Origin of the sequence: Niallia sp. FSL M8-0099 (assembly GCF_038006945.1) — a bacterium.
Lineage (GTDB): Bacteria > Bacillota > Bacilli > Bacillales > Cytobacillaceae > Niallia > Niallia circulans.
In genome coordinates, this window is record NZ_JBBOWF010000002.1 from 677,397 (window position 1) to 697,457 (window position 20,061).

At 36.4% G+C, this 20,061-nt stretch carries 17 protein-coding genes; 2 read left to right on the forward strand and 15 right to left on the reverse strand.

Going from position 1 to position 20,061, the window contains the following annotated elements:
- Positions 1–2: 2 nt before the first annotated feature.
- The 3 genes from NSQ92_RS18100 to NSQ92_RS18110 all read right to left on the reverse strand — a co-directional run bounded on the left by NSQ92_RS18100 (position 3) and on the right by NSQ92_RS18110 (position 3,019).
- A complete protein-coding gene (locus NSQ92_RS18100; protein ID WP_047943656.1) occupies positions 3–344 on the reverse strand; it encodes a single-stranded DNA-binding protein in 342 nt (113 codons plus the stop codon).
- Positions 345–610: 266 nt separating this feature from the next.
- On the reverse strand, positions 611–2,347 hold the full coding sequence (locus tag NSQ92_RS18105; protein ID WP_144544688.1) for a phospho-sugar mutase: 1,737 nt from the start codon (positions 2,345–2,347) through the stop codon (positions 611–613).
- 165 nt (positions 2,348–2,512) lie between these two features.
- Positions 2,513–3,019, reverse strand: coding sequence for a cupin domain-containing protein (locus NSQ92_RS18110; RefSeq protein WP_341153033.1), 507 nt, complete (start codon positions 3,017–3,019; stop codon positions 2,513–2,515).
- 235 nt (positions 3,020–3,254) lie between these two features.
- On the opposite strand from NSQ92_RS18110, the gene NSQ92_RS18115 reads away from it, so the two are divergent.
- Positions 3,255–4,937 (forward strand): methyl-accepting chemotaxis protein, encoded by a 1,683-nt coding sequence (locus NSQ92_RS18115; protein ID WP_341153034.1) that lies wholly within the window; start codon positions 3,255–3,257, stop codon positions 4,935–4,937.
- Positions 4,938–5,441: 504 nt separating this feature from the next.
- Here NSQ92_RS18115 and NSQ92_RS18120 read toward each other — a convergent pair.
- The 12 genes from NSQ92_RS18120 to NSQ92_RS18175 all read right to left on the reverse strand — a co-directional run bounded on the left by NSQ92_RS18120 (position 5,442) and on the right by NSQ92_RS18175 (position 18,772).
- Complete coding sequence (locus NSQ92_RS18120; RefSeq protein ID WP_047943652.1) at positions 5,442–6,911, reverse strand: MFS transporter; 1,470 nt, start codon at positions 6,909–6,911, stop codon at positions 5,442–5,444.
- Between the two features lie 119 nt (positions 6,912–7,030).
- Complete coding sequence (locus NSQ92_RS18125; protein WP_053215751.1) at positions 7,031–7,642, reverse strand: cysteine hydrolase family protein; 612 nt, start codon at positions 7,640–7,642, stop codon at positions 7,031–7,033.
- Positions 7,643–7,711: 69 nt separating this feature from the next.
- Positions 7,712–8,746 (reverse strand): ABC transporter substrate-binding protein, encoded by a 1,035-nt coding sequence (locus NSQ92_RS18130; RefSeq protein WP_095258441.1) that lies wholly within the window; start codon positions 8,744–8,746, stop codon positions 7,712–7,714.
- Between the two features lie 42 nt (positions 8,747–8,788).
- Complete coding sequence (locus tag NSQ92_RS18135) at positions 8,789–9,604, reverse strand: ABC transporter permease (RefSeq protein WP_047943683.1); 816 nt, start codon at positions 9,602–9,604, stop codon at positions 8,789–8,791.
- Between the two features lie 71 nt (positions 9,605–9,675).
- Positions 9,676–10,446 carry an ABC transporter ATP-binding protein gene (locus NSQ92_RS18140; protein WP_412973379.1) on the reverse strand — a complete coding sequence of 257 codons (771 nt, stop codon included), beginning with the start codon at positions 10,444–10,446 and terminating at the stop codon, positions 9,676–9,678.
- 118 nt (positions 10,447–10,564) lie between these two features.
- Positions 10,565–10,891 (reverse strand): Na-translocating system protein MpsC family protein, encoded by a 327-nt coding sequence (locus tag NSQ92_RS18145; protein WP_047943648.1) that lies wholly within the window; start codon positions 10,889–10,891, stop codon positions 10,565–10,567.
- 241 nt (positions 10,892–11,132) lie between these two features.
- Complete coding sequence (locus NSQ92_RS18150) at positions 11,133–12,566, reverse strand: NAD-dependent succinate-semialdehyde dehydrogenase (protein ID WP_095258438.1); 1,434 nt, start codon at positions 12,564–12,566, stop codon at positions 11,133–11,135.
- 127 nt (positions 12,567–12,693) lie between these two features.
- Positions 12,694–14,934 (reverse strand): GAP1-N2 domain-containing protein, encoded by a 2,241-nt coding sequence (locus NSQ92_RS18155; protein ID WP_341153035.1) that lies wholly within the window; start codon positions 14,932–14,934, stop codon positions 12,694–12,696.
- A gap of 658 nt (positions 14,935–15,592) precedes the next feature.
- A complete protein-coding gene (locus tag NSQ92_RS18160) occupies positions 15,593–15,847 on the reverse strand; it encodes a hypothetical protein (RefSeq protein ID WP_341153036.1) in 255 nt (84 codons plus the stop codon).
- 377 nt (positions 15,848–16,224) lie between these two features.
- Positions 16,225–17,220, reverse strand: coding sequence for an acrylyl-CoA reductase family protein (locus tag NSQ92_RS18165; RefSeq protein ID WP_061798006.1), 996 nt, complete (start codon positions 17,218–17,220; stop codon positions 16,225–16,227).
- Between the two features lie 109 nt (positions 17,221–17,329).
- Positions 17,330–18,148 carry a MurR/RpiR family transcriptional regulator gene (locus tag NSQ92_RS18170; RefSeq protein ID WP_172864983.1) on the reverse strand — a complete coding sequence of 273 codons (819 nt, stop codon included), beginning with the start codon at positions 18,146–18,148 and terminating at the stop codon, positions 17,330–17,332.
- Positions 18,149–18,175: 27 nt separating this feature from the next.
- On the reverse strand, positions 18,176–18,772 hold the full coding sequence (locus NSQ92_RS18175; RefSeq protein WP_341153037.1) for an AAA family ATPase: 597 nt from the start codon (positions 18,770–18,772) through the stop codon (positions 18,176–18,178).
- Between the two features lie 185 nt (positions 18,773–18,957).
- Between NSQ92_RS18175 and NSQ92_RS18180 the strand changes: the two genes are divergently transcribed.
- Complete coding sequence (locus NSQ92_RS18180) at positions 18,958–20,046, forward strand: iron-containing alcohol dehydrogenase family protein (RefSeq protein WP_341153296.1); 1,089 nt, start codon at positions 18,958–18,960, stop codon at positions 20,044–20,046.
- Positions 20,047–20,061: the final 15 nt, after the last annotated feature.

Here is a 20,061-nt window from a genome sequence, read left to right on the forward strand (position 1 = left end):
CTTTAAGGAATGGTTTGTTCTAGTTTTCTAGGATCCAAGAAACGTACGGATTCGGCAATAACTTCTGTTACATAGACCTTTTTCCGATCCTGATTTTCATAGTTTCTTGTTTGTATTCGGCCAACGACTCCAACCAGAGAGCCTTTATGACAATACTGGGCTGTATTTTCCGCTACCTTATTCCAAAAGGTACATTGCACAAAATCAGCATCGTAATCACCAGCTTGATTCTTGTAGTTTCTATTTATTGCAACAGTCACATGAACAATGGAAGTTCCTTCTTGCGTTACTCGCAGTTCTGGATCTTTCGTTAGCCTTCCTACTAAAGTAACTTGATTGATCATCTTCTCCCTCCCTTCTCTCTTAAATTAGTAAAATCATACTATAAATTAGAGCAAAGGCAAAATGTCGAAAATTCAAGTTTTGAGCGTATATCTATAAAGAAAACGAAGATTTCGCCTAAGCGATTTTTAAACTTCGGAGCAGAAATAGCGTTCAAATTTTAAGTTTTGCCTTTTTTATTTTATTAATAAAAAAACTCCTTCAGGAATGTCTAGAAAAGGAATATCACTTCGCTTTTCCCAAACAATCTTGAAGGAGTTTTGGTAGATTATTTATTATATCCGTCGATTACTGCATTCACTTGCTCCATTACGCCTAGCTTCAGTGCTTCTAGCTTACTTGTGCTGTCTTCTAAAGAAGAACTATTTACACTAAAGTAGAATTTCGCCTTTGGCTCTGTTCCAGATGGACGCAGACAGAACCATGAACCATCTTCTAAATAATATTTAATTACATTAGACTTTGGTAGATCAATCAATGTTTCTGTTAGACCTTCTGAACGTTTACTTGTTAAATAGTCTTCCACTGCTACAACATTTAAGCCCTTAACTTCTTTGATTGGAGCTTTACGGAAAGTATCCATAATATATGCAATTTGCTCTGCTCCATCTTTTCCTTTTAATGTTAATGATTCTAAACCTTCTTGATAGAAGCCATACTTTTTAAAGATTTCTAGTAAACCTTCATATAGCGTTAAACCTTTTGCTTTATAATAAGCAGCAACCTCTGCAGCAAAAATGGCAGATTGAACAGCATCTTTATCGCGCACGAAATCACCGATTAAATAGCCATAGCTCTCTTCATAACCGAAAAGGAACGTATGCTCATGTGTGTGTTCAAACTCTTTAATTTTCTCTCCGATAAACTTAAATCCTGTCAAAGTATCAATAGTTGGAATGCCATAAGATTCTGCAATCACACGGCCAATTTCAGAGGTAACGATTGTTTTAATGACAACACCGTTTTCTGGAAGTGTTCCCTTTGCCCTTTTCTCAGACAATAAGTATTCAAGCATTAACGCACCTAATTGATTTCCTGTAAGAACTGTGTATTCACCACTTGCATCCTTCACTGCAACCCCTAGTCTATCTGCATCTGGATCTGTAGCAAGGAGAACGTCGGCATTGATTTCTTTGCCGTAACGAATCGCAATTTCAAAAGCAGCATGCTCTTCTGGATTTGGTGATTTTACGGTAGAAAAGTTAGCATCAGGTAATTCTTGTTCCTTCACAACTGTTACATTTTCAAATCCAAACGCTTCTAAACCAGCACGGACTGGCTTGTTTCCAGTACCATGTAATGGAGTATAAACAATTTTTAAATCTTTTGCTTCTGGCAAACGATTTAATTGGATTGTTTTTAGTTGTTCTACATAGGCAGCATCTACTTCTGCACCAATATATGTTAATAATCCTTTTTCTAATAACTCTTTTTCATCTAACACTTCTATTGTAAGCTCATCTTCTACTTCATTTACATATTTAATAATGATATCCGCAGCCTCAGGAGGAAGTTGTCCACCGTCTTCTCCGTATGCTTTAAAGCCATTATACTCAGGAGGGTTGTGACTAGCGGTAATCACTACTCCAGCAAATGTATTTAAATAGCGTACAGCAAAAGATAATGCTGGTGTAGGACGAAGCTCTTCAAACACATAGGATTTAACTCCAAGCTTACCTACTACTTTCGCAACTTCTAGGGCAAATTCTGGAGATTGATGACGAGAATCATACGCTACAGCTACCCCGCGCTTCATCGCTTCTTCTCCTTGCTCTACTATGTACTTCCCTAATCCTTCTGCTGCTTTACGAACAGTATAAATATTCATGCGATTAATACCAGGTCCTAGTTCTCCACGCATACCGCCTGTACCAAATTCTAAATGTTTGTAAAAACTGTCCTCCAGCAACTTATCAGATGTTTGTAATTCTGTTAGTTGCGCTTTTAAGTTCGCTTCTAGTCCTGCAAAACTTGTCCACTTTTCTACGATCTCTTTATAAGCCATTGTCGCTGTTCTCCCACCTTTAAATTAATTAACCATATATCTTAACATTACCTAAAATATGTATATAAGTAAAGATTTTTTCAAACACCTTCTTGTGGAACCCTCCTCACCAATCAGGTCTTAATTCCTATGTCAATAAGGTTCACAGATCAATTTCCACCTAAATCATTTTTGTCTCCACATCTTTGACAGTGGACCGTCTTCTCCATAGACTGGATCCGCAGCTGGAAAAAATGCACTTTCGATCTCTTCCTGTACACCGTCTAAGTCTTTCTCTACATCTATTTTTATATTATAATCTTCTCCATTTGGGTATGCACCGATCACTTCAAATTCTGGAGAGGCAGATAATTTCTTATGACCAGTTCCCGCAGGAAGCAATAAGACATCACCACTCTTTACAATAAGCTTGGATCCACCTTCTCCACCTATTTGTAATAAAGCGGAGCCTGTTTTTACACCCAGAACTTCATGGGTGTTGCTGTGATAATGATGATAGGAAAATACTCCTCCTGACCAGGTATTTTTCCAATTATTTTGCTGAAAGACCTTTTCCATTTCGTCTTCCTTATTCTGCATTGCCCTTTTATAATGAAGAGCCGGTAGATACGGATGATTGGGTATATATCTATTCTGTTCGAAATAATACATTGTAATATCTGGATTACCCATGGATACACACCTCTCTGTCAGTTGATATTACTGTATACCCCTCTTCTTCCTAAATCATTCCTACGATTATTTATTGAATCCTTAAAAACATCCATTCAAATAATTACTTCTTTTCTTCCAATTCTGACTTTCTTATTTTTACTAAAAATAAGAAAGTTTCCGTCGATAATATTCAAGGTATCTTTTAATTTTGCTAAATAAGAATTATTAACATTTAAAAAGGAAGGCGAACAGTATGAAAATTTCCATTAAGTATAAATTATTAGCAAGTTTTCTGATTGTTTCTATTTTATTTATGCTTCTGTCCTATTATTCTTATAAAAGTACAAAAGAAACAGTAGAAACTTATGATTATGTAATTGAAACCGTCACAGAATTACGCTCTATTTCTGAACAAATACAGACAAATACAGCTAGAGAAATTTCAAACTTAAGGGGTTATTTTGTTTATAAAACCGATGCCTATAAAAATAGAGTAAATGGCGCAAGCACCAATATTGATACGCTTGTTAACAGTGGGATAGAAATCTCTACTGAGGCAGAAACAGTAAAGCGATTAAAGGATATACAGACTTTAAACAAAGAACTTACTCATAAGGCGAATGCATTGATGAATAGTAATAATCCTTCTCGATCTGCTTTAGATGAGATTACAACATTGTCTGACAGCTTATCTGATCAAACGGAAGCTTTTAATATTTGGCTGAGCCATGATATTTTGAATCCAGAAGTTGAAAAAGCTCATACAGATTCTGAACAAAGAATGATGCTGGTAATTATTTTTAGTGTGTTAGTCACGATGATATCTGTCGTTATGGGGTTCCTACAATCAGCTCTTATTATGAAACCAATTCAGTATTTAAAAACAAATATGCAAAAAGTAGCAAAAGGGAACTTACACACAGCTAAATTTCCTATAAAATCAAAAGATGAAATTTATCAACTAAATGAAGCTTTTGAACAAATGAAAGAGAATTTAGCAAAAATGATTGTTAACATGGCAGAAAGCTCAAATCTGGTAGCGGCATCTGCGGAGCAATTAAATGCAAGTGCAGAACAATCAAGCAATGCATCTGCAGCAATTGCTTCCTCCATTCAGGCAATTGCTGCTAGTAATGAACATGCAATTGTTAAAATATCTGGCAATACACTTGCCTTAGATTCCATTTTAACCGGAGTAGAAGCGATTAAAGATCGTTCTTTGCATGTGTCTTCCTTATCGCAAGCTGCATTTACATATGCAGAAAAGGGCACAAAACAAATCGAAGATAATTTAACACAAATGAAATTCATTTATGATTCTGTACAACGTTCCAATTCGATTATCTCTTCTTTAGCTGATCGATCAAAAGAAATAGGAAAAATGATTGAGTTAATAAGTAATATTGCCGAGCAAACAAATTTATTAGCTTTAAATGCGGCTATTGAGGCGGCTAGAGCAGGAGAAAACGGCAAAGGCTTTGCCGTTGTAGCCGATGAAGTTCGTAAATTAGCGGAGCAGTCTCAAACTTCCGCACAAGATATTTCCCAATCTTTACATGGAATTCAGCAGGATACATCTGATGCAGTCACCATGTTAAATGAGACAATGGATCGAGCGAAGAACGGGGTAACTATTTCAACAAATACAGTTGAATCCTTCTCCACCATTGTGTCCAATACTCAAAAGGTTGCTCCAGAAATAGATGAGGTTGCCCAAACAGTTGCTGCAATCACAACACAGATTAAAGATGTGGTTGGGGCTGCAAATGAAATTACCCTTCTTGCTAAAGAAAATGGGAATAGTACAGAAGAAGTTGCCGCTTCTACAGAAGAACAATTAGCATCGATGGAAGAAATTAAGGCTTCTGCTGAATCCTTATCCAGCATGGCAGAAGAATTAATGGAAATTGTGTCTCAGTTTAATAGTGAAACCTAAATGTGAAGTAAGAGGACCCGAAAAGTTAGCGTGACAATTACTTTTCGGGTGTTTTTTAAGGAGAATGAATAATAATTTGTTGTTTGGCTGATTTCTTGGCGCGGTTGGCTGATTTTTTCTACTTTGGCTGATTTCCTGGCGCGGTTGGCTGATATTTTTCTACTTTGGCTGATTTCTTGCCCCGGTTGGCTGATTTTTCTTTACTTTGGCTGATTTCTTGGCGCGGTTGGCTGATATTTTTCTACTTTGGCTGATTTCCTAGCCCGGTTGGCTGATTTTTCTTTACTTTGGCTGATTTCCTAGCCCGGTTGGCTGATTTTTCTTTACTTTGGCTGATTTTCTGCCCCGCTTGGCTGATATTTTTCTACTTTGGCTGATTTCTTGCCTCGGTTGGCTGATTTCCTCCTGTTTTTCTGATTTCCCAGTGCACTATGGCTAATTCTCGATACTTTCAGCCAAAATCATCATTCACTTCACCAATTATTCCCTATAAATATTAATTTTTCATCCTTCCTCCCACTCCTCCTTCTTCTTTCTTCGAACAGAATAAACGAAATAAATAGCAATCAATACTAAAAGAGCGAATAAAAGCAGAAATAAATAATGAAAGCCTAACATTACTGCCTCAAAATCTGAACGTCTTGTATCATTCATCCAATCCGTAATCGTTCCATCTAACCACATATTCATAAAAGTAATAGCTAGCGCTGTCCCGATTACCATTCCAATATTTCGAAGTAAGGCAATAGTACTGCTCATCATTCCTAAGAATTGTAAGGGAACATATAGCATCATAATGCTGTAATTGGGTGATGTTAAAATCCCCATCGAAAAACCCAATAAACAAAGCAATGCAATTAATATAGGTAAGGATGTCCCAGGAGATAGGAAACTCAGACCAAGCATCGTTATACATAAAAGCCCTAAGCCAACTAAGACTACTTTCTCTCCCCCAAATCTGTCTGCTAACGATCCACTAATAGGTCCTAGTACTGCAAGAAACAATGGATAACACATTAATAAAAGTCCTGACTGCTCGGCAGTAAAGCCTACAACTCCCCGTAAATAAAAAGGTAATATAACCGTTGAAGCAAATGCAGCACAATAGCTTGTCATTAAGATTAATCCACCTGCTTTAACAATCGGTGAAGAGAAAATCGATGGCTGGATAAACGGATGCTCCTCCTTCTTACTATGAAAGAAAAAGAAAAGAAAGCAGGCAACACTCATACACGCAATCCCTAATAAATAGATCTTAAATGCTCCCTCACCAATTGAGTTAAGAACAAAAACAAAGGAAACAATACCGATTCCAAAATAGATGCTGCCTTTGTAATCAAAGCTAGAATTTTCAAAATGGCGGTCAATTGGCACAAATCTTTGTGCTAAAAAATAGGCTCCCAAACTTATTGGAACAACGGTCCAAAATAAGATATGCCAAGAAAAGGATTCGATAAAAAATCCACCAACAGAGGGACCTAATAATGCTCCGATTCCCACAGATGTGCTGATAATCCCAAGAGCTTTGCCTCGATGTTTCTCAGGATAAACATCTGTCACAATTGCCATATTGACTGCTTGAAGCATTGCTGCCCCACCGCCTTGGATTACTCTAGCAATAATTAACATAGGAATATTGAAAGACAGGGCGGATCCGCATGCTCCCACTGCAAAAATAAGATAGCCAAGATTATGTATACGCTTCTTTCCAAACTGATCTGCTAGTTTCCCCATCAAAGGTAAAAACAACATAATTGCCAATAGATACCCATTGACAATCCATTGGGTAACGGAAAGCTTTGCCGAAAAGTCAATGGATATATCGGTTAAGGCAATATTGACAAATCCAGCAGAAAAGTGGGACAAAAAAGCCCCTGTACAAACAGATAGCAAAAAAAGTATGGACTGGAATTTTTGACTCGAGGTTGATGCGCCTTTTCTTACTTCTAAATAACTTAGCTTGTTTTTTGTCATTTAAATCATCCTTTATGGTGATGAACATATGCATTCTCTCTACTACGGCGAAATCTAAAGAGGAGGATGAGAGTATCAGAAGCTTCTCACACTTTCCTCCTATCAAACTAATTCGTATCTTACTGCAGAGCATGAATAGATTTAACTACTTCTTTACTGGTGGCAACTGTACCAAAGAACTGGTTGATGGTTTGCAAGGTCATATCATGTGCCTCTTTCGAGAAGGCTGCCGTACAATCTGATAAGAAAATAACATCGTAATCCAGCATAAAACCATCTCTTGCTGTTGATTCCACACATATATTTGTGCTAACACCAGCCATTAACAGCGTCTCAATTTTTAATGCTCTTAGAACAGAATCCAATCTTGTATTAATAAATGCACTATATCTATGTTTTATTACGATAACATCATTCTTCTCTGGTTCCAATTGATAAAATTCTGCTCCCCATGTATTCTTTCGGCAAAGCCCCTTCTGATTTTTTCCCTTTAGTCGCTTAACCCACGTTTCTGAATCTGTGCTGTCCTCATGAATTGTTTGAATATAAATAATCGGTACATTTATGTCTTTCATCGAAGCAATCATGCTTTTTAGATTTGGCATCATTTCATCTACCATAGATACATCTAAATCCTGCTGAGCTAAGCTTCCTTCTTTATGACAATAATCATTTTGAACATCAACAATTAATAATGCAGTATGTTGGGGATTCCATTCTAATTGATTCATTAGCCTCATCCTTTCGTGTTAAATTTATACCTTCCTGTATCCTTTGCATTCCCATCAAAATGATCCATATTATTTAGAAAGCTCATCCACAAATTGCATGTCAATTAGCTTATCGTATTGATAGCCATTTGTATAAACTCCAGTTTTTTCGACAACTTCCATTGGTTTTGCAAGTGCCTCTTCGGAAATAAAGCCATCCTTACTCCAAAGACTATCTGCATAAGCCCGATCAAGCGAAGCCTGCAAGCTTTCCTCCGCAGTCGAAGGGAATTCTTGTTTTAAAATTTTCATCGCCAGCTCATGATCCTCATCAATCGTCTTAAGTCCTTTCATAACCGCACTGACAAAGCTTTTTACTGTCTCTGGCTCTTCTTCTATTGTTGACTTTTTCACGCTTAATACCGAATATGGGTAGTCACCAAGACTGGCAAAGCTGTAAAACGGTTCTGCCCAAACTCCTTTATTTATTCCTTCGGTAATCTGTGGTTCTGCGCCATTCGCTATATCAGCTTGACCCGATTCAACTAATGAAACGACAGCACTTGCATCAGCTGGTTCTTCTAGTTTGACATCTTTATCAGGATCTAAACCGACATCCATTAATAACCACCGTGTTAATAAATTGGGACTTCCGCCAAAGCGCCCTGCTGCTATGGTTTTTCCTTTTAAATAATCAGCAAGTTTCTCCTTACTAGTATTGGCTATTGTTTGCTCTGTATCCGTCATTAAGTACACATTGGCTCGGTTTACAACATTTACTACAGAAACAATAGGATCAGCATTTCCTGTGTTGGCCATTTGATTCGATTCTGGACCACCAATATTTCCCCATGCATCCCCACTAACTACAGAAGTAACATGGGCACCGCCTGTAGCTGTAATTATTTCAACCTCTAGTCCCTCTTCTTCAAAAAAGCCTTCCCGAATCGCTGCATATAAAGGCAGATAGCCAATTAAATGTACTGGTTCGGCAATAACAAGCTTCTTTGTTCCATTCTCAGACTCTTTTTTACTACTGGTGCCGTTTGCGGAGGAACACCCGCTAAAAATAATTAAAAGAAGTACTAAATAAACACCAATTTTAAAATAGCGACTTTTTTTCATGTAAACTCTCCCCCTATTGCATTATCTAAACTGGCTAAGACTCTACTCTCTCAGTCTTTTTCCTTTTAACAAGCGCTTTTCCAGCCAAACAGTGCCTATATACATCAACACTGATAATATGGATAAAACAACAACTCCTACCCATACTAAATTTATATTCATAATTTGTCCTGCGTACAAAATCATTCTGCCAATTCCTTGTCGCGAACTAATAAATTCCCCTACGATTGTTCCCGCTAAGGCTAAGGCAATATTAATTTTCAAACTGCTGACAATCCACGGCATAGCAGAGGGAATAACGACTTTTGCAAAAATATGATGTTTTTTTGCGCCAAGAGAGAAAAGCATTTTTTCTAAATCAGCATCCACACTTTTCACCCCACTATGTGCAGCAATAGCTGTTACAATCACAGTCATCATAAATGCCAGAACAACTTTTGAGCTGAAGCCAATCCCAAAAAGAATAACTAAAACCGGAGCTAATGCAAGTTTAGGAATGGCGTTAAAAGCAATTAAATATGGTTCTGTGATTCGGGAGTAAAAATAGGACCACCAAAAGGACAATCCAAGCAATGCACCAAAAAATGTGCCAAAAAGAAAGCCGATTATAGTAGCACCTGAAGTGTATAGAAGATCGCTCCATAAAGTTCCTTCTGTAAAAGCAATAATACCCGTTTCCCAAATAATCGTCGGGCTGCTCCAATAATAAGAATCGATTATTTTCCACTTTGTAAGTAGTTCCCATAAAACAAAGAAAAGAATACCAATTAAAACTTGCCCAATTAGCGTTATTCGCTTCTTCCTTCTTTCCTTTAATTCCTCATCCTCTATAATCGGCAATATACCTACCTCTTGCATTTTCACCTTATGCGGCAAAATAATTTGCTCTGAATTGTCTCTCATCTATGTTCCTCCTCTTTTCTAGAATCTTATTTTTCTAAAGCTGCTTCTTCCTTTAATAGTGCAAATAAGTATTTTTTCAAAGCAATGAAATCCGGATGCAATAATGTTTCTTGATTGCGTGGTCTTGCTAATGGTACGTCTACCTTTTCCTTTAATCGGCCTGGTCTTGGGGATAAGACATAAATTTCATCTGATAAATAGATAGCTTCATCAATATCATGGGTTACAAACAAAATGGTTTTCTTAAAATCAGCCCAAATATCTAACAGCCAAGTTTGCATCAACAATCGTGTCTGGGCATCTAAAGCACCAAATGGCTCATCGAGTAAAATAATATCTTGGTCATATAACAAGGTGCGTAATAATGCTGCTCTTTGTCTCATTCCACCAGATAATTCATCTGGATAATGCTGTTCAAATCCCCCTAATCCGTATTTTTGAAGAAGTGGTTTAGCTCTTGCCACAGCTTCTTTCTTACTCACACCCTTTATTTCTAGTCCTAATATGACATTTTGCAAAATACTTCTCCAAGGTAGAAGCAAATCTTTTTGAAGCATATAGCCCACATATCCATTCTTGCCAACAATGTTCTTACCATCGAGGATTACCTCCCCAGTAGTAGGCTTCATTAGACCTGCGATTATATTAAATAACGTTGATTTACCACAACCACTCGGTCCAATTAAGCTGATAAACTTGCCTTCTTGGATTTTTAAATTGGCATCCCTCAATGCTACTACTTCTTTTCCTTCTTTTTTAAAGATCTTATTCGTATGGCGAACTTCTAGTTTATACACCCTAAAATCCCTCATTTCATAAAATATTACTTTTAATAAAAAAAACCGCCAGAATTTCCTGAGTGTTGTATCTCAGTCTAATTCTGACGGTTTTCCTGCTCTCTTCCAAAGAGTTCATTTAACCAGCCAAATAGGATTCAATTTTCTTGTCTAACATAATAATTGTTCCACTAATCTCTCTCATGGAATCATAATCCTTTAATATTAGCTGCACCTTGAAATGCAGTTTTTCTTCTAAATTGCGTAAAAGCATTTCCTTGTATTTATCAATTAATAGACGATCAATAATCTCCGCAAGGTTATCACTTGAACTTTCTATAATTTCCAGTACAGGAATACGCTTATGCTTAGCAATAATGATAATTTTATTATCGATTAAACTAATCTGCTGTTCAGTTAGCCCAACCTTAAAAATCAATTGATTGACAAGATTGTTTTCCTTCATGATACTTTGCTTCAATTCTCCGAGAGTTCTTGGTAGCTGATCAACTAATATAATTATCACCCCCACTAAAGATAGCAGAACGAATAAGCCATTCTATAACCTATCAAAAGCTCGCAGCACACAAGCAAAACAAATCTACCTATATAAAATATAGAATATTCTGTTTATTGGATCATATCATATCTTTGTACGACTTTCTTCTATTTTGTCAGAAATTCTAACTCTATTTTTTAGAAAAGGTTTAGATATCTAATTCCAATGAAAGAAATTTATACTCTAAATAATCTTCTAATCCATACTTTCCACCTTCGCGGCCGACTCCTGATTCTTTTACTCCGCCAAATGGTGCTTGTTCAGTGGTTGGTACCGGATCATTGATCCCAATTATGCCATATTCAAGGCCTTCTGACATTCTAAATACACGAGAGATGTCTTTTGTATAAAAATATGCTGCTAATCCATAGGAAGTATCATTAGCAAAATGTAAGGCTTCTTTCTCTGTTTCAAATTCAAAAATTGGCGCTACTGGTCCAAATGTTTCTTCCGTCGCAATTTTCATCTCATGAGTAGCATGTAATAAAACTGTTGGTTCATAGAAATGGCCATTGTCATATTCTTCGCCAGCTGGTTTTTTTCCTCCATAGATGACTTTAGCGCCTTTTTGGATAGCATCTTGAATATGCTCTTCCGTTTTGGCAACAGCTGCTTCGTTTATAAGTGGCCCAATGGTTACTTCAGGATACAAGCCATTTCCAACAACCAAATTTTTCATTTTTGTTACTAAAATATCGGAAAAGCGTTCTGCAATTGTTTTCTGAACATAAATCCGATTCGTGCATATACATGTCTGTCCTGCATTGCGAAACTTACTTGCAATAACGCCTTCAGCTGCTCTTTCTAAGTCTGCATCCTCAAAAATGATAAAAGGAGCATGGCCCCCAAGTTCCATCGAGATCTTCTTCATGGTAGCAGATGCTTTTGCTGCAAGCTCTTTCCCTACTTTTGTTGAACCTGTAAAAGTGATTTTTCTTACTTCTTGTCTTTCCATCATCGCATCTCCGATTGGAGCCGCATCACCATGAACTAAATTTAACACACCTTTTGGCAGTCCTACTTCATGAAAAATCTTCATTACTTCTATTGCTGTTAAAGGAGTGGCTTCCGCTGGCTTTAAGACAACTGTACATCCAGCAGCAAGCGCTGGAGCAATTTTTCTAGCAAGCATGGCGATTGGAAAATTCCATGGAGTAATTGCTCCGACTACTCCTACTGGCTGTCTTAGCACAATGATTCGCTTTGTTTCTGAACTTGCAGGAATGGTATCACCATAGATACGTTTTCCTTCTTCCGCATACCATTCCAAATAATCTGCTGCTAAATTCACTTCCCCCTTAGCCTCTGCAACTGGCTTTCCCATTTCAGTTGTAATAATTGCTGCGAGATCTTCTATTTGTTCGCGCAGCTTATCAGCTACTGTTTTTAAATACATAGAACGTTCTTTTGCAGTTTTTTTCGCCCATAAAGGCAGCGCATTTTGAGCTGCATCAATTGCTAAATGCCCGTCTTCCTTTCCTCCTCTTGCCACTTCTTCAATGACCTCTCCAGTTGCCGGGTTATAGACAGAATAAGTTTTTCCTGAAACGGAATGACGCCATACCCCATTTATATATTGCATTTTCATACTCCTTTCATAAGTGTTTTTCCCCTATCATAACAAACATTTTCGATAATTCCACATAATCCGACTTGCTTACTCCTATAAAAAACGGAGCATCTTATTAAATAAAGACGCTCCGTTTCTCTTAATTCACATAAAAATATCCTATAACTCCAAGAATGATTAAAACGATTATAAGAATTCCATATTTGCGAAAAAACTTTACACCTGGATTCGCCGTTTGTTCACGAACTTCCTTTAGAAGTTTTTTCAAAGATTGAGATCGTATACTAGCTAATTCTCTTTTCCGTTCTTTCTTCTTCCAAATAGAATTACGATCCGTAATTAAGTAATCTTTTAAGGCATAGTTGAACCTTGGACTCGTCCCAAATTTTTTCAAGGACCATTCAATATAATCAAGCATTTCATCTTCGGAACCATATATCGCTATATACGAAAAGACTTGACGATGTTCGACCCCCTCCATTCCTCCTGGAAACAGAAGGAGAAATCGTTCATATGGTTTAAAAAGACCATTGTCTTTCGTAATCTCTTGGGCCAAATCGGTTGCTTTGGCTTTAATTGGTTCACTTGCCATACGAAAAACGTTTTGTGTTTGTTCCTGAGATAGGTAGAAATAGGTATACAGTAATTCTAATACTTCAAACTTCTCTTTTTCCCAACCCTTTATCTCAAAACTACGTTCTTCTTTGTCTTGTAAAAATATCTCTCCAAACTGCTTAACATCGGCAAGCTCTACTTTTTCTAACTGTAATTGTACTAAAATCTGTGCTTTTACATCCGGCAGCACCAACCTCTTATATGATTCAAATGGAATAAATCTTTGAAAATAGACGATTATTTCAAAGACAATTGCCATAGGATGGCTGCTTTTTTTCACTTCATACACTAGTCTATTTTTGGTTGTTTTTAAGAATGTTGCATTATGCTCAAAGGAAGAATTTACATGCAATAGATTTTTGATATTAATTAATACTTGGGTTAAAGAATGTTGAAAGCTGAATTCATGCTTTAGATAATCTTCAATAATCTCTGTGTAAGAAAAAATATCACTCATATAAGAAAGAACTTGCTGATACGTTTCTGGATATTTTTCGAGAATTTCCCATAGTGATTGGCAGATATCTTCCCCTTCATAATAGGCAATTGTTTTAACTATAAATTCTACAACATCTACATGTTCAACAACCTTTTGGATTTCCAAAACAAATCTTAGATAATCTGGAACAATGGAAGCATCCTTCATCCGCTCTTCTCGATAAAGCACTTGTTTGAAAATATGCACAAGCTCGAGCTTTTCTCGATGATTTTTTTGCAGAAAAGTATACAGCATTTTCAATGTCGCTACTTTATCGTTATCATAAAAATAATAATCTAGTTTTTCCATATAGAATAGAAGAAATAAGTCATTGTATGTTTGAATAGCAAGTTTCTTCTGTTTATCCAATCCCTTTAAAGCCCGTTCACAGTAAACAAAAAATTCATCTAGCTCTGTGGCAGTTTCCAGTGCTTCAAAAGCAAAGTGAAGGTAATCATGTTCTTCTTCCTTAAAACTTAAGACATTTCTTTTATCCTGACTTAAGTCAAAAGTAAATTGGTTTTCCACAGCTCTATTTCGGAGACGAATGGATCCCTGCTCTACAAACATTACATGGATATTTTCTAACATTTCTGGTTCGTTATGAAAAGTAGATGCACCAAATAATCTTCTTGTTTCATAGGGCATATATATAAATAATAATTCCAATAGCCACATTGCATATTTATGCTGCTGATGAGAGGGGGCCTGAAACGAAATATACACTCTTTTCTTTTCCGCAACCGCCGTAATACAAGCAAATAATAACTCTTTAAACTTCTTTTCATCCAGCTGTAAAACATAAAACAGCTCTTGCTTTTTGGTAAAGATATTCTCTTTCGTATATGAGACATGTTCTATTTCTTCTAGTTCTTCTCCTAGGTTCTCAATATCTTCCAAGCTATAAAAATGTTCAATATGAAAAATTTGAGAAGGTTTATGGATCCATTCCTCTTTTCTACTTGGAGGAATAATATAATTATGTACAAACAGCTGGTTCTTTCGTTTTGGGCTTTCAGCAGGCGCAAAACTAGATTTCCCTATCACCAATTCTCCCGTTTCAGGCTGCATTAAAGTAAATTGCGGCGGATAATTCTCTATTTCTTTGTCACTGCTTTTCTTTAATTCACTCGGCATATGATAAGTACTAATTGGAATTAGGTATTTCTTGATGAAGCTTTCCTCCACGTTAGGGGAGACAGCTATAGTATCAGACTCATCACCTGAAAGAAAAAGACCTTTACCATCTCTAGTTACTATTTGCTGCTGTATCAGGCTTTTTCCCATTGTCCTCTCTCCTTTCTTTCCTTGTTTTTATAGATAAGGTTTACATTAATGCTTCTATATTCATCACTATAATTACAATAAAAAAAACAGCTAATATCTGTATTATACAGGCATGCTGTTTTTTTAAAAACTAACTTCGCTGCACTTTTCCAATAAATATAGAAATTCTATCTACTTTTTTGAAAATTCCATGTGGTATTCAATATTCTAGTTAAACCTTGGGTCTGTTCCCTTTTTGTCTCTTGCTTTTGGGCACAGAGAGGAGCGCTCTTTTTTCTTTTATTTCAGTTTACATATTATTAACATGATTAAAAACTACTCAAAATAGCTCCAACGGTTGACTCCTGCTAACTTATAATGTTTTGGCTAATATTCTTCTTATTCTTTTTTGGAATAAATAATTCTACACCAATTATATAATAGGAGGGTTATTATTTTTTCATTAAGAAAAAGTAATTTCAGTTCTTCTACATTGCGTAATACCGCAGTTTTGACTGTTTCTTCCTTTCAGCTTTCTTCACAAACGACATTCATTCCTATTTCTACCACTTTAAATGAATGACATATTTTGCAAAAGACTCCTTTCTACAATTCTTTATATTTATAGATTGGTAATTTTGAAAATGGGGATTTGTCGATGTGCAGCGCTGCTAATTTTTCAGCCAATTGTTGCTGAAACTTGTTCAGATTTTCGGAAGGATGACTCATTCTTTTTAAATATCGCTGGACCTGCGTTGGAAAAATAAATGGTAAAGATAGGGGAGCTTGTTATTAAGGTAAACTCAGGATTACTAAAAACAACAGAAGAAGTAGTTGTTTTATTCTCCCAACCATGCTTATGAAGCAACTGTTTAAATAACGTTTCATCCCTCCTTATTTTATTTAGTGGGTTACTAATTTCTTTATGATTCATTGTATAGATGCGATCATTTTGATAGTAATAGTCTCCTCCATAATTCTTATTTCAAAAAGATGAATTTCATCAGTGTTAATAATAATGGAATCGATTTGAAAAGTAGTGTTATTTATTTGCAGTAGTAAATCATTGATTAATTAGCTGTCTCCTAAAAGAGTCTCTGTGAAGCAATCAAATAATTTTTCTCCTGCCTAGCCTTTTTTCAGATGAGCTAAGTACTGTTTTTCATTTAAATCTAGGTCCATCCGTTGATTCAAGGATTGTAAAACGAGGATTTCTGGAGAAATTGTCCGAGGTTTATAGGGCATACTAATTTGTTTCATCCCTTCTTTTTTTATTAAAAAAGGCCATTCTATAAGAACAGCCTCTTTTTTTTATTCAACAGCAACAATCATTCTGCCTGTTATGCCGCCTTCTAATATTTTGGGTAACTCTTCAGGTAATTGCTGCAAAGATACCTCTTTATAAACAAAGGAAGAAAGGTTTTTTGGTTTCAAATCAGTTGCAATACGTTCCCATAGCTTTTGTCTAATTCCCATTGGGCAATAGACAGAGTCGATTCCAAGTAGATTCACTCCTCTAAGTATGAATGGAAATACACTTGTCGGCACTGCTCCACCACCTGTTAAGCCACTTACTGCGACCGAACCGCCATAGATTATTTTACTAATAATTGCAGCCAACGATTCACCTCCGACTGGATCAATTGCTCCTGCCCATTCTTGCTTATCCAGTGCCTTTACTTTGCCATTATAGACGTCTTCTCTTCCGATAACACGGGATGCTCCAATGCTTGTTAAATAGCCCTCTGCTTCTTTCTTTCCAGAGCTTGCAATAACGTTAAACCCTAATTGGGAAAGCATCGCTACACCGAAGCTGCCAACTCCACCAGTAGCACCTGTCACCAATACAGATCCATTCTCTGGCTTCAGACCATTATCCTGCAATCTTTGTATAGAAAGAGCTGCGGTAAAGCCTGCTGTTCCAATAATCATCGCTTCTTTCAAGCTTAATCCTTCTGGCAGCGGAACAATCCAATCTGCAGGAATACGAGCATATTCACTATAACCTCCAGAATGAGATACACCTATTTCATAGCTGGTAGCAATAACAGAGTCTCCTTCTTTAAAGCGACTGTCTTCTGAAGACACAACTATCCCTGCCATATCAATTCCTGGAATATGGGGATACGAACGAACAATTTTTCCATCTGGAGTACCAGCAAGCCCATCTTTATAGTTTACGCCAGAATAATGAACTTTTATGACTACTTCACCAGCAGATAAATCCTCTAAGCTAACATGCTTTGTTTCCACTGAAAAATTACTATCTTTATTATCAACTACAACTGCTTGAAAACTATTTTTCATTATTAAGTCACCTCGTACTCATAGTATCAATTTAGTAATAACAGGTCAAAGCAAAGAAATTACCCTATTATTATAGTATGAATGCGAATTTCCACTTACAGAAGTGCAATTACTCACTGTGATTCTTTTCAGCTGGGTATAACTTTTGATAAAATGCTATTGCAAAATCAAAAAAGTACATAAGTCCAAAACGTTCTGAGGAGAAGCCTGTTCGATCATATGTTTGTCCATGAAGTCTATAGAAAAGATTAGCTTTATTGACAATAGGAAGGCTTTCATTATGGGTAATAACGATAATTTTGGCGTTGCTTTTCCGAATAAGTTGGATCAACTCTGTATTTCCTTCTATGAATCTGCCAGAAGGGCTTGTGATAATGGCTACAGATTGTTCGTCCAATTCTGCTATATCTTTCATTTGCTCTTGGATATCAGAAAAGGCATGAACAAATTTCCCAGACTTTACTAATCGGTATTGAAAATCTTGAGCCATCGCTTGAGATAATTGTGTTCCGAAGAAAGAAACCTTCTTTGCTTCATAGATAATTTCTAAAATATTTCGTACATCACCAACATTTATCCTAGCTTCCATTGTATGCAGCCACCCTGCCATTTTTTGATAAAGCACTCTTTGCAATTGCTCGCCTACTTCATTTTCTTGTAAGCCACTTTCAATATATTCCTCCACTGGATTTTCCAACTTGTCCATTTGGGCAATATCTTTAAATTCCTGAAAGGAAGCATAGCCTATTTTTTTACAAAATCTTGTAATCGCTGCAGGGGATGTATAACAAGCTTCTGCTAAAACAGTAATGTTCATATTGGCAATATGACGCACATCTTTTAATAGTGTCAAGGCAATATAGTAATTCGTATCCTTTGTTTTATTGTTATTAATAAAGTCTAATAAACGAAAAATAATATCTTTCAATTTCATCACCAAAATTCATTGATTTCTTTACTTAAGTAAGCTAATTTCCTTTAATTTATTCCATAATCTATCCGTTCTTTTTCTAAATGGATTTCTTTTATCTTCTTTTAAATTTAAGCCAATAGCCTGCGCAACTTTTTCGATGACTTCCTCGATACTTAAACCATTTGTATCCACATGCTCCCTAAATAATGATCGTTCTAGCTGCTTTAATCGAGATTCAGCTTGCTTATATGCCCAAGAATCTTCTCCTTCTAATCTGCTTCGTAATCGTTTTTTGATCGTAGCTTTTGACGCCATCAGTGTAACATGTTTAACTATAATCTGATCATTCTTTAATCGCGAGATAATTTCATGAAAATATGCTTCATTCGTAATGGTCATTGGTACTATAATGATTCCATCGTAATCGCGAGTGATTTGTTTTAATAATGAATAGTTGGTCTCTCTCCAAAGAGGAAAATCTTGAAAATCATCCTTTTGTAAAGCGGGTGGAATATTTTTCATTAAGACATATCCAAATCTTTCTGGATCAAATACAAATGCTTTTTCTAATCTTTTCACAAGCTCATAAGCAGTTGTTGTCTTCCCTGCACCAAATGTTCCGTTGATCCAAATAATCATAAGCTTCCCCCCATAAGGTATTTTTCTTTTACTATAGCAAATTTATCACTCTTTCTTTTTTTCTCACTCCAAATGTTTGATTTTTTTGAAAAAACACCTACTTTTCGCTTTCCGAAAGTTGTATAATTTTTAGAATAATATAATTTATTTACAGAGGCTATCTCTAAGGAGGAAAAACAATGCATATTCAACCAGAGGACATCGTTAGAAGTGGTCCGAACCAATATATTTGTAAAGAAGGAATTCTAAAGGAATTAGACAGTTTATTGTCTCCTTTTCAAGCTCCTGCCATCATAACGGGTTATAAATCATTTGAAGCCTATAGTCAGTATGTCTCTTCCATTCCTGAACACTGGCAAATTATTCAGCACGCAGGTTATAGTTCGCAACAGGCAATAGAGGAGATCGCCCCATCATGTGGAGCAGCTGATGTCATTATCGGCATAGGAGGCGGCATTATATTAGATACTGCCAAGGCAGTTGCAGATAAATTAAATATCGAAGTTGTTTTAATTCCAACCGTTGCTGGAACATGTGCAGCAAGCACACCATTAAGTGTCATTTATTCACCAGATGGAGAGTTTGAAAGAGTAGCATATCATAGACGCTCTAGTTATTTAACGGTTGTTGATCCTGCATTTTTAATTCACGCGCCGATTGATTATTTAAAAAGTGGAATTGGTGATACCTTAACAAAATGGTATGAAGCAGAAGCGATTATCCGAAATGCGAACGATGAAAGAGCTCACTCTTTATTTGTCCAAGCTGCATTAAGCCAATCTGTTTTCATCCGTGATATTTTATTAAAGGATAGTATAAAAGCTGTTCAAAGCAGTGAAGCTGGAAAGGTTACAGCGAGCTTTACTAAGACGGTAGAAGCAGTTATTACTTTGGCAGGAACAGTAGGGGGATTCGGCGGGAGATATGGAAGAATGTCTGGATCTCATGCTATTCATAACGGATTAAGCTTTATCGAAGAAACACACACCATCCTTCATGGGCAAAAAGTGGCCTATGGTATTTTAGTCCAGCTCGCTTTAGAAAACCGCATCGATGAAATTGATGCACTGCTGCCATATTATCAGCAGCTCGGTTTTCCAACCAATTTAGCAGACTTACATATTATAGATAATCAGGCAATAGCTCTACAAAAGGTTGCAGAACATGCTGTTAATCCAAAAGAGTCGCTTCAGCTGATGGGTTCCTATCGAGCAGATGAGGTAATTGCGGCAATGAACGTCCTGGAAAGTATCACAACTAGCAAATCTGTATAAAAAAAGAAAAAGGAG

What these genes read in the sequence shown, in the direction of transcription:
- NSQ92_RS18100 (WP_047943656.1), bottom strand. Translation starts at nt 344, where the DNA reads ATGATCAATCAAGTTACTTTAGTAGGAAGGCTAACGAAAGATCCAGAA.
- NSQ92_RS18105 (WP_144544688.1), bottom strand. Translation starts at nt 2,347, where the DNA reads ATGGCTTATAAAGAGATCGTAGAAAAGTGGACAAGTTTTGCAGGACTA.
- NSQ92_RS18110 (WP_341153033.1), bottom strand. Translation starts at nt 3,019, where the DNA reads ATGGGTAATCCAGATATTACAATGTATTATTTCGAACAGAATAGATAT.
- NSQ92_RS18115 (WP_341153034.1), top strand. Translation starts at nt 3,255, where the DNA reads ATGAAAATTTCCATTAAGTATAAATTATTAGCAAGTTTTCTGATTGTT.
- NSQ92_RS18120 (WP_047943652.1), bottom strand. Translation starts at nt 6,911, where the DNA reads ATGACAAAAAACAAGCTAAGTTATTTAGAAGTAAGAAAAGGCGCATCA.
- NSQ92_RS18125 (WP_053215751.1), bottom strand. Translation starts at nt 7,642, where the DNA reads ATGAATCAATTAGAATGGAATCCCCAACATACTGCATTATTAATTGTT.
- NSQ92_RS18130 (WP_095258441.1), bottom strand. Translation starts at nt 8,746, where the DNA reads ATGAAAAAAAGTCGCTATTTTAAAATTGGTGTTTATTTAGTACTTCTT.
- NSQ92_RS18135 (WP_047943683.1), bottom strand. Translation starts at nt 9,604, where the DNA reads ATGCAAGAGGTAGGTATATTGCCGATTATAGAGGATGAGGAATTAAAG.
- NSQ92_RS18145 (WP_047943648.1), bottom strand. Translation starts at nt 10,891, where the DNA reads ATGAAGGAAAACAATCTTGTCAATCAATTGATTTTTAAGGTTGGGCTA.
- NSQ92_RS18150 (WP_095258438.1), bottom strand. Translation starts at nt 12,566, where the DNA reads ATGCAATATATAAATGGGGTATGGCGTCATTCCGTTTCAGGAAAAACT.
- NSQ92_RS18155 (WP_341153035.1), bottom strand. Translation starts at nt 14,934, where the DNA reads ATGGGAAAAAGCCTGATACAGCAGCAAATAGTAACTAGAGATGGTAAA.
- NSQ92_RS18160 (WP_341153036.1), bottom strand. Translation starts at nt 15,847, where the DNA reads ATGAATCATAAAGAAATTAGTAACCCACTAAATAAAATAAGGAGGGAT.
- NSQ92_RS18165 (WP_061798006.1), bottom strand. Translation starts at nt 17,220, where the DNA reads ATGAAAAATAGTTTTCAAGCAGTTGTAGTTGATAATAAAGATAGTAAT.
- NSQ92_RS18175 (WP_341153037.1), bottom strand. Translation starts at nt 18,772, where the DNA reads ATGATTATTTGGATCAACGGAACATTTGGTGCAGGGAAGACAACAACT.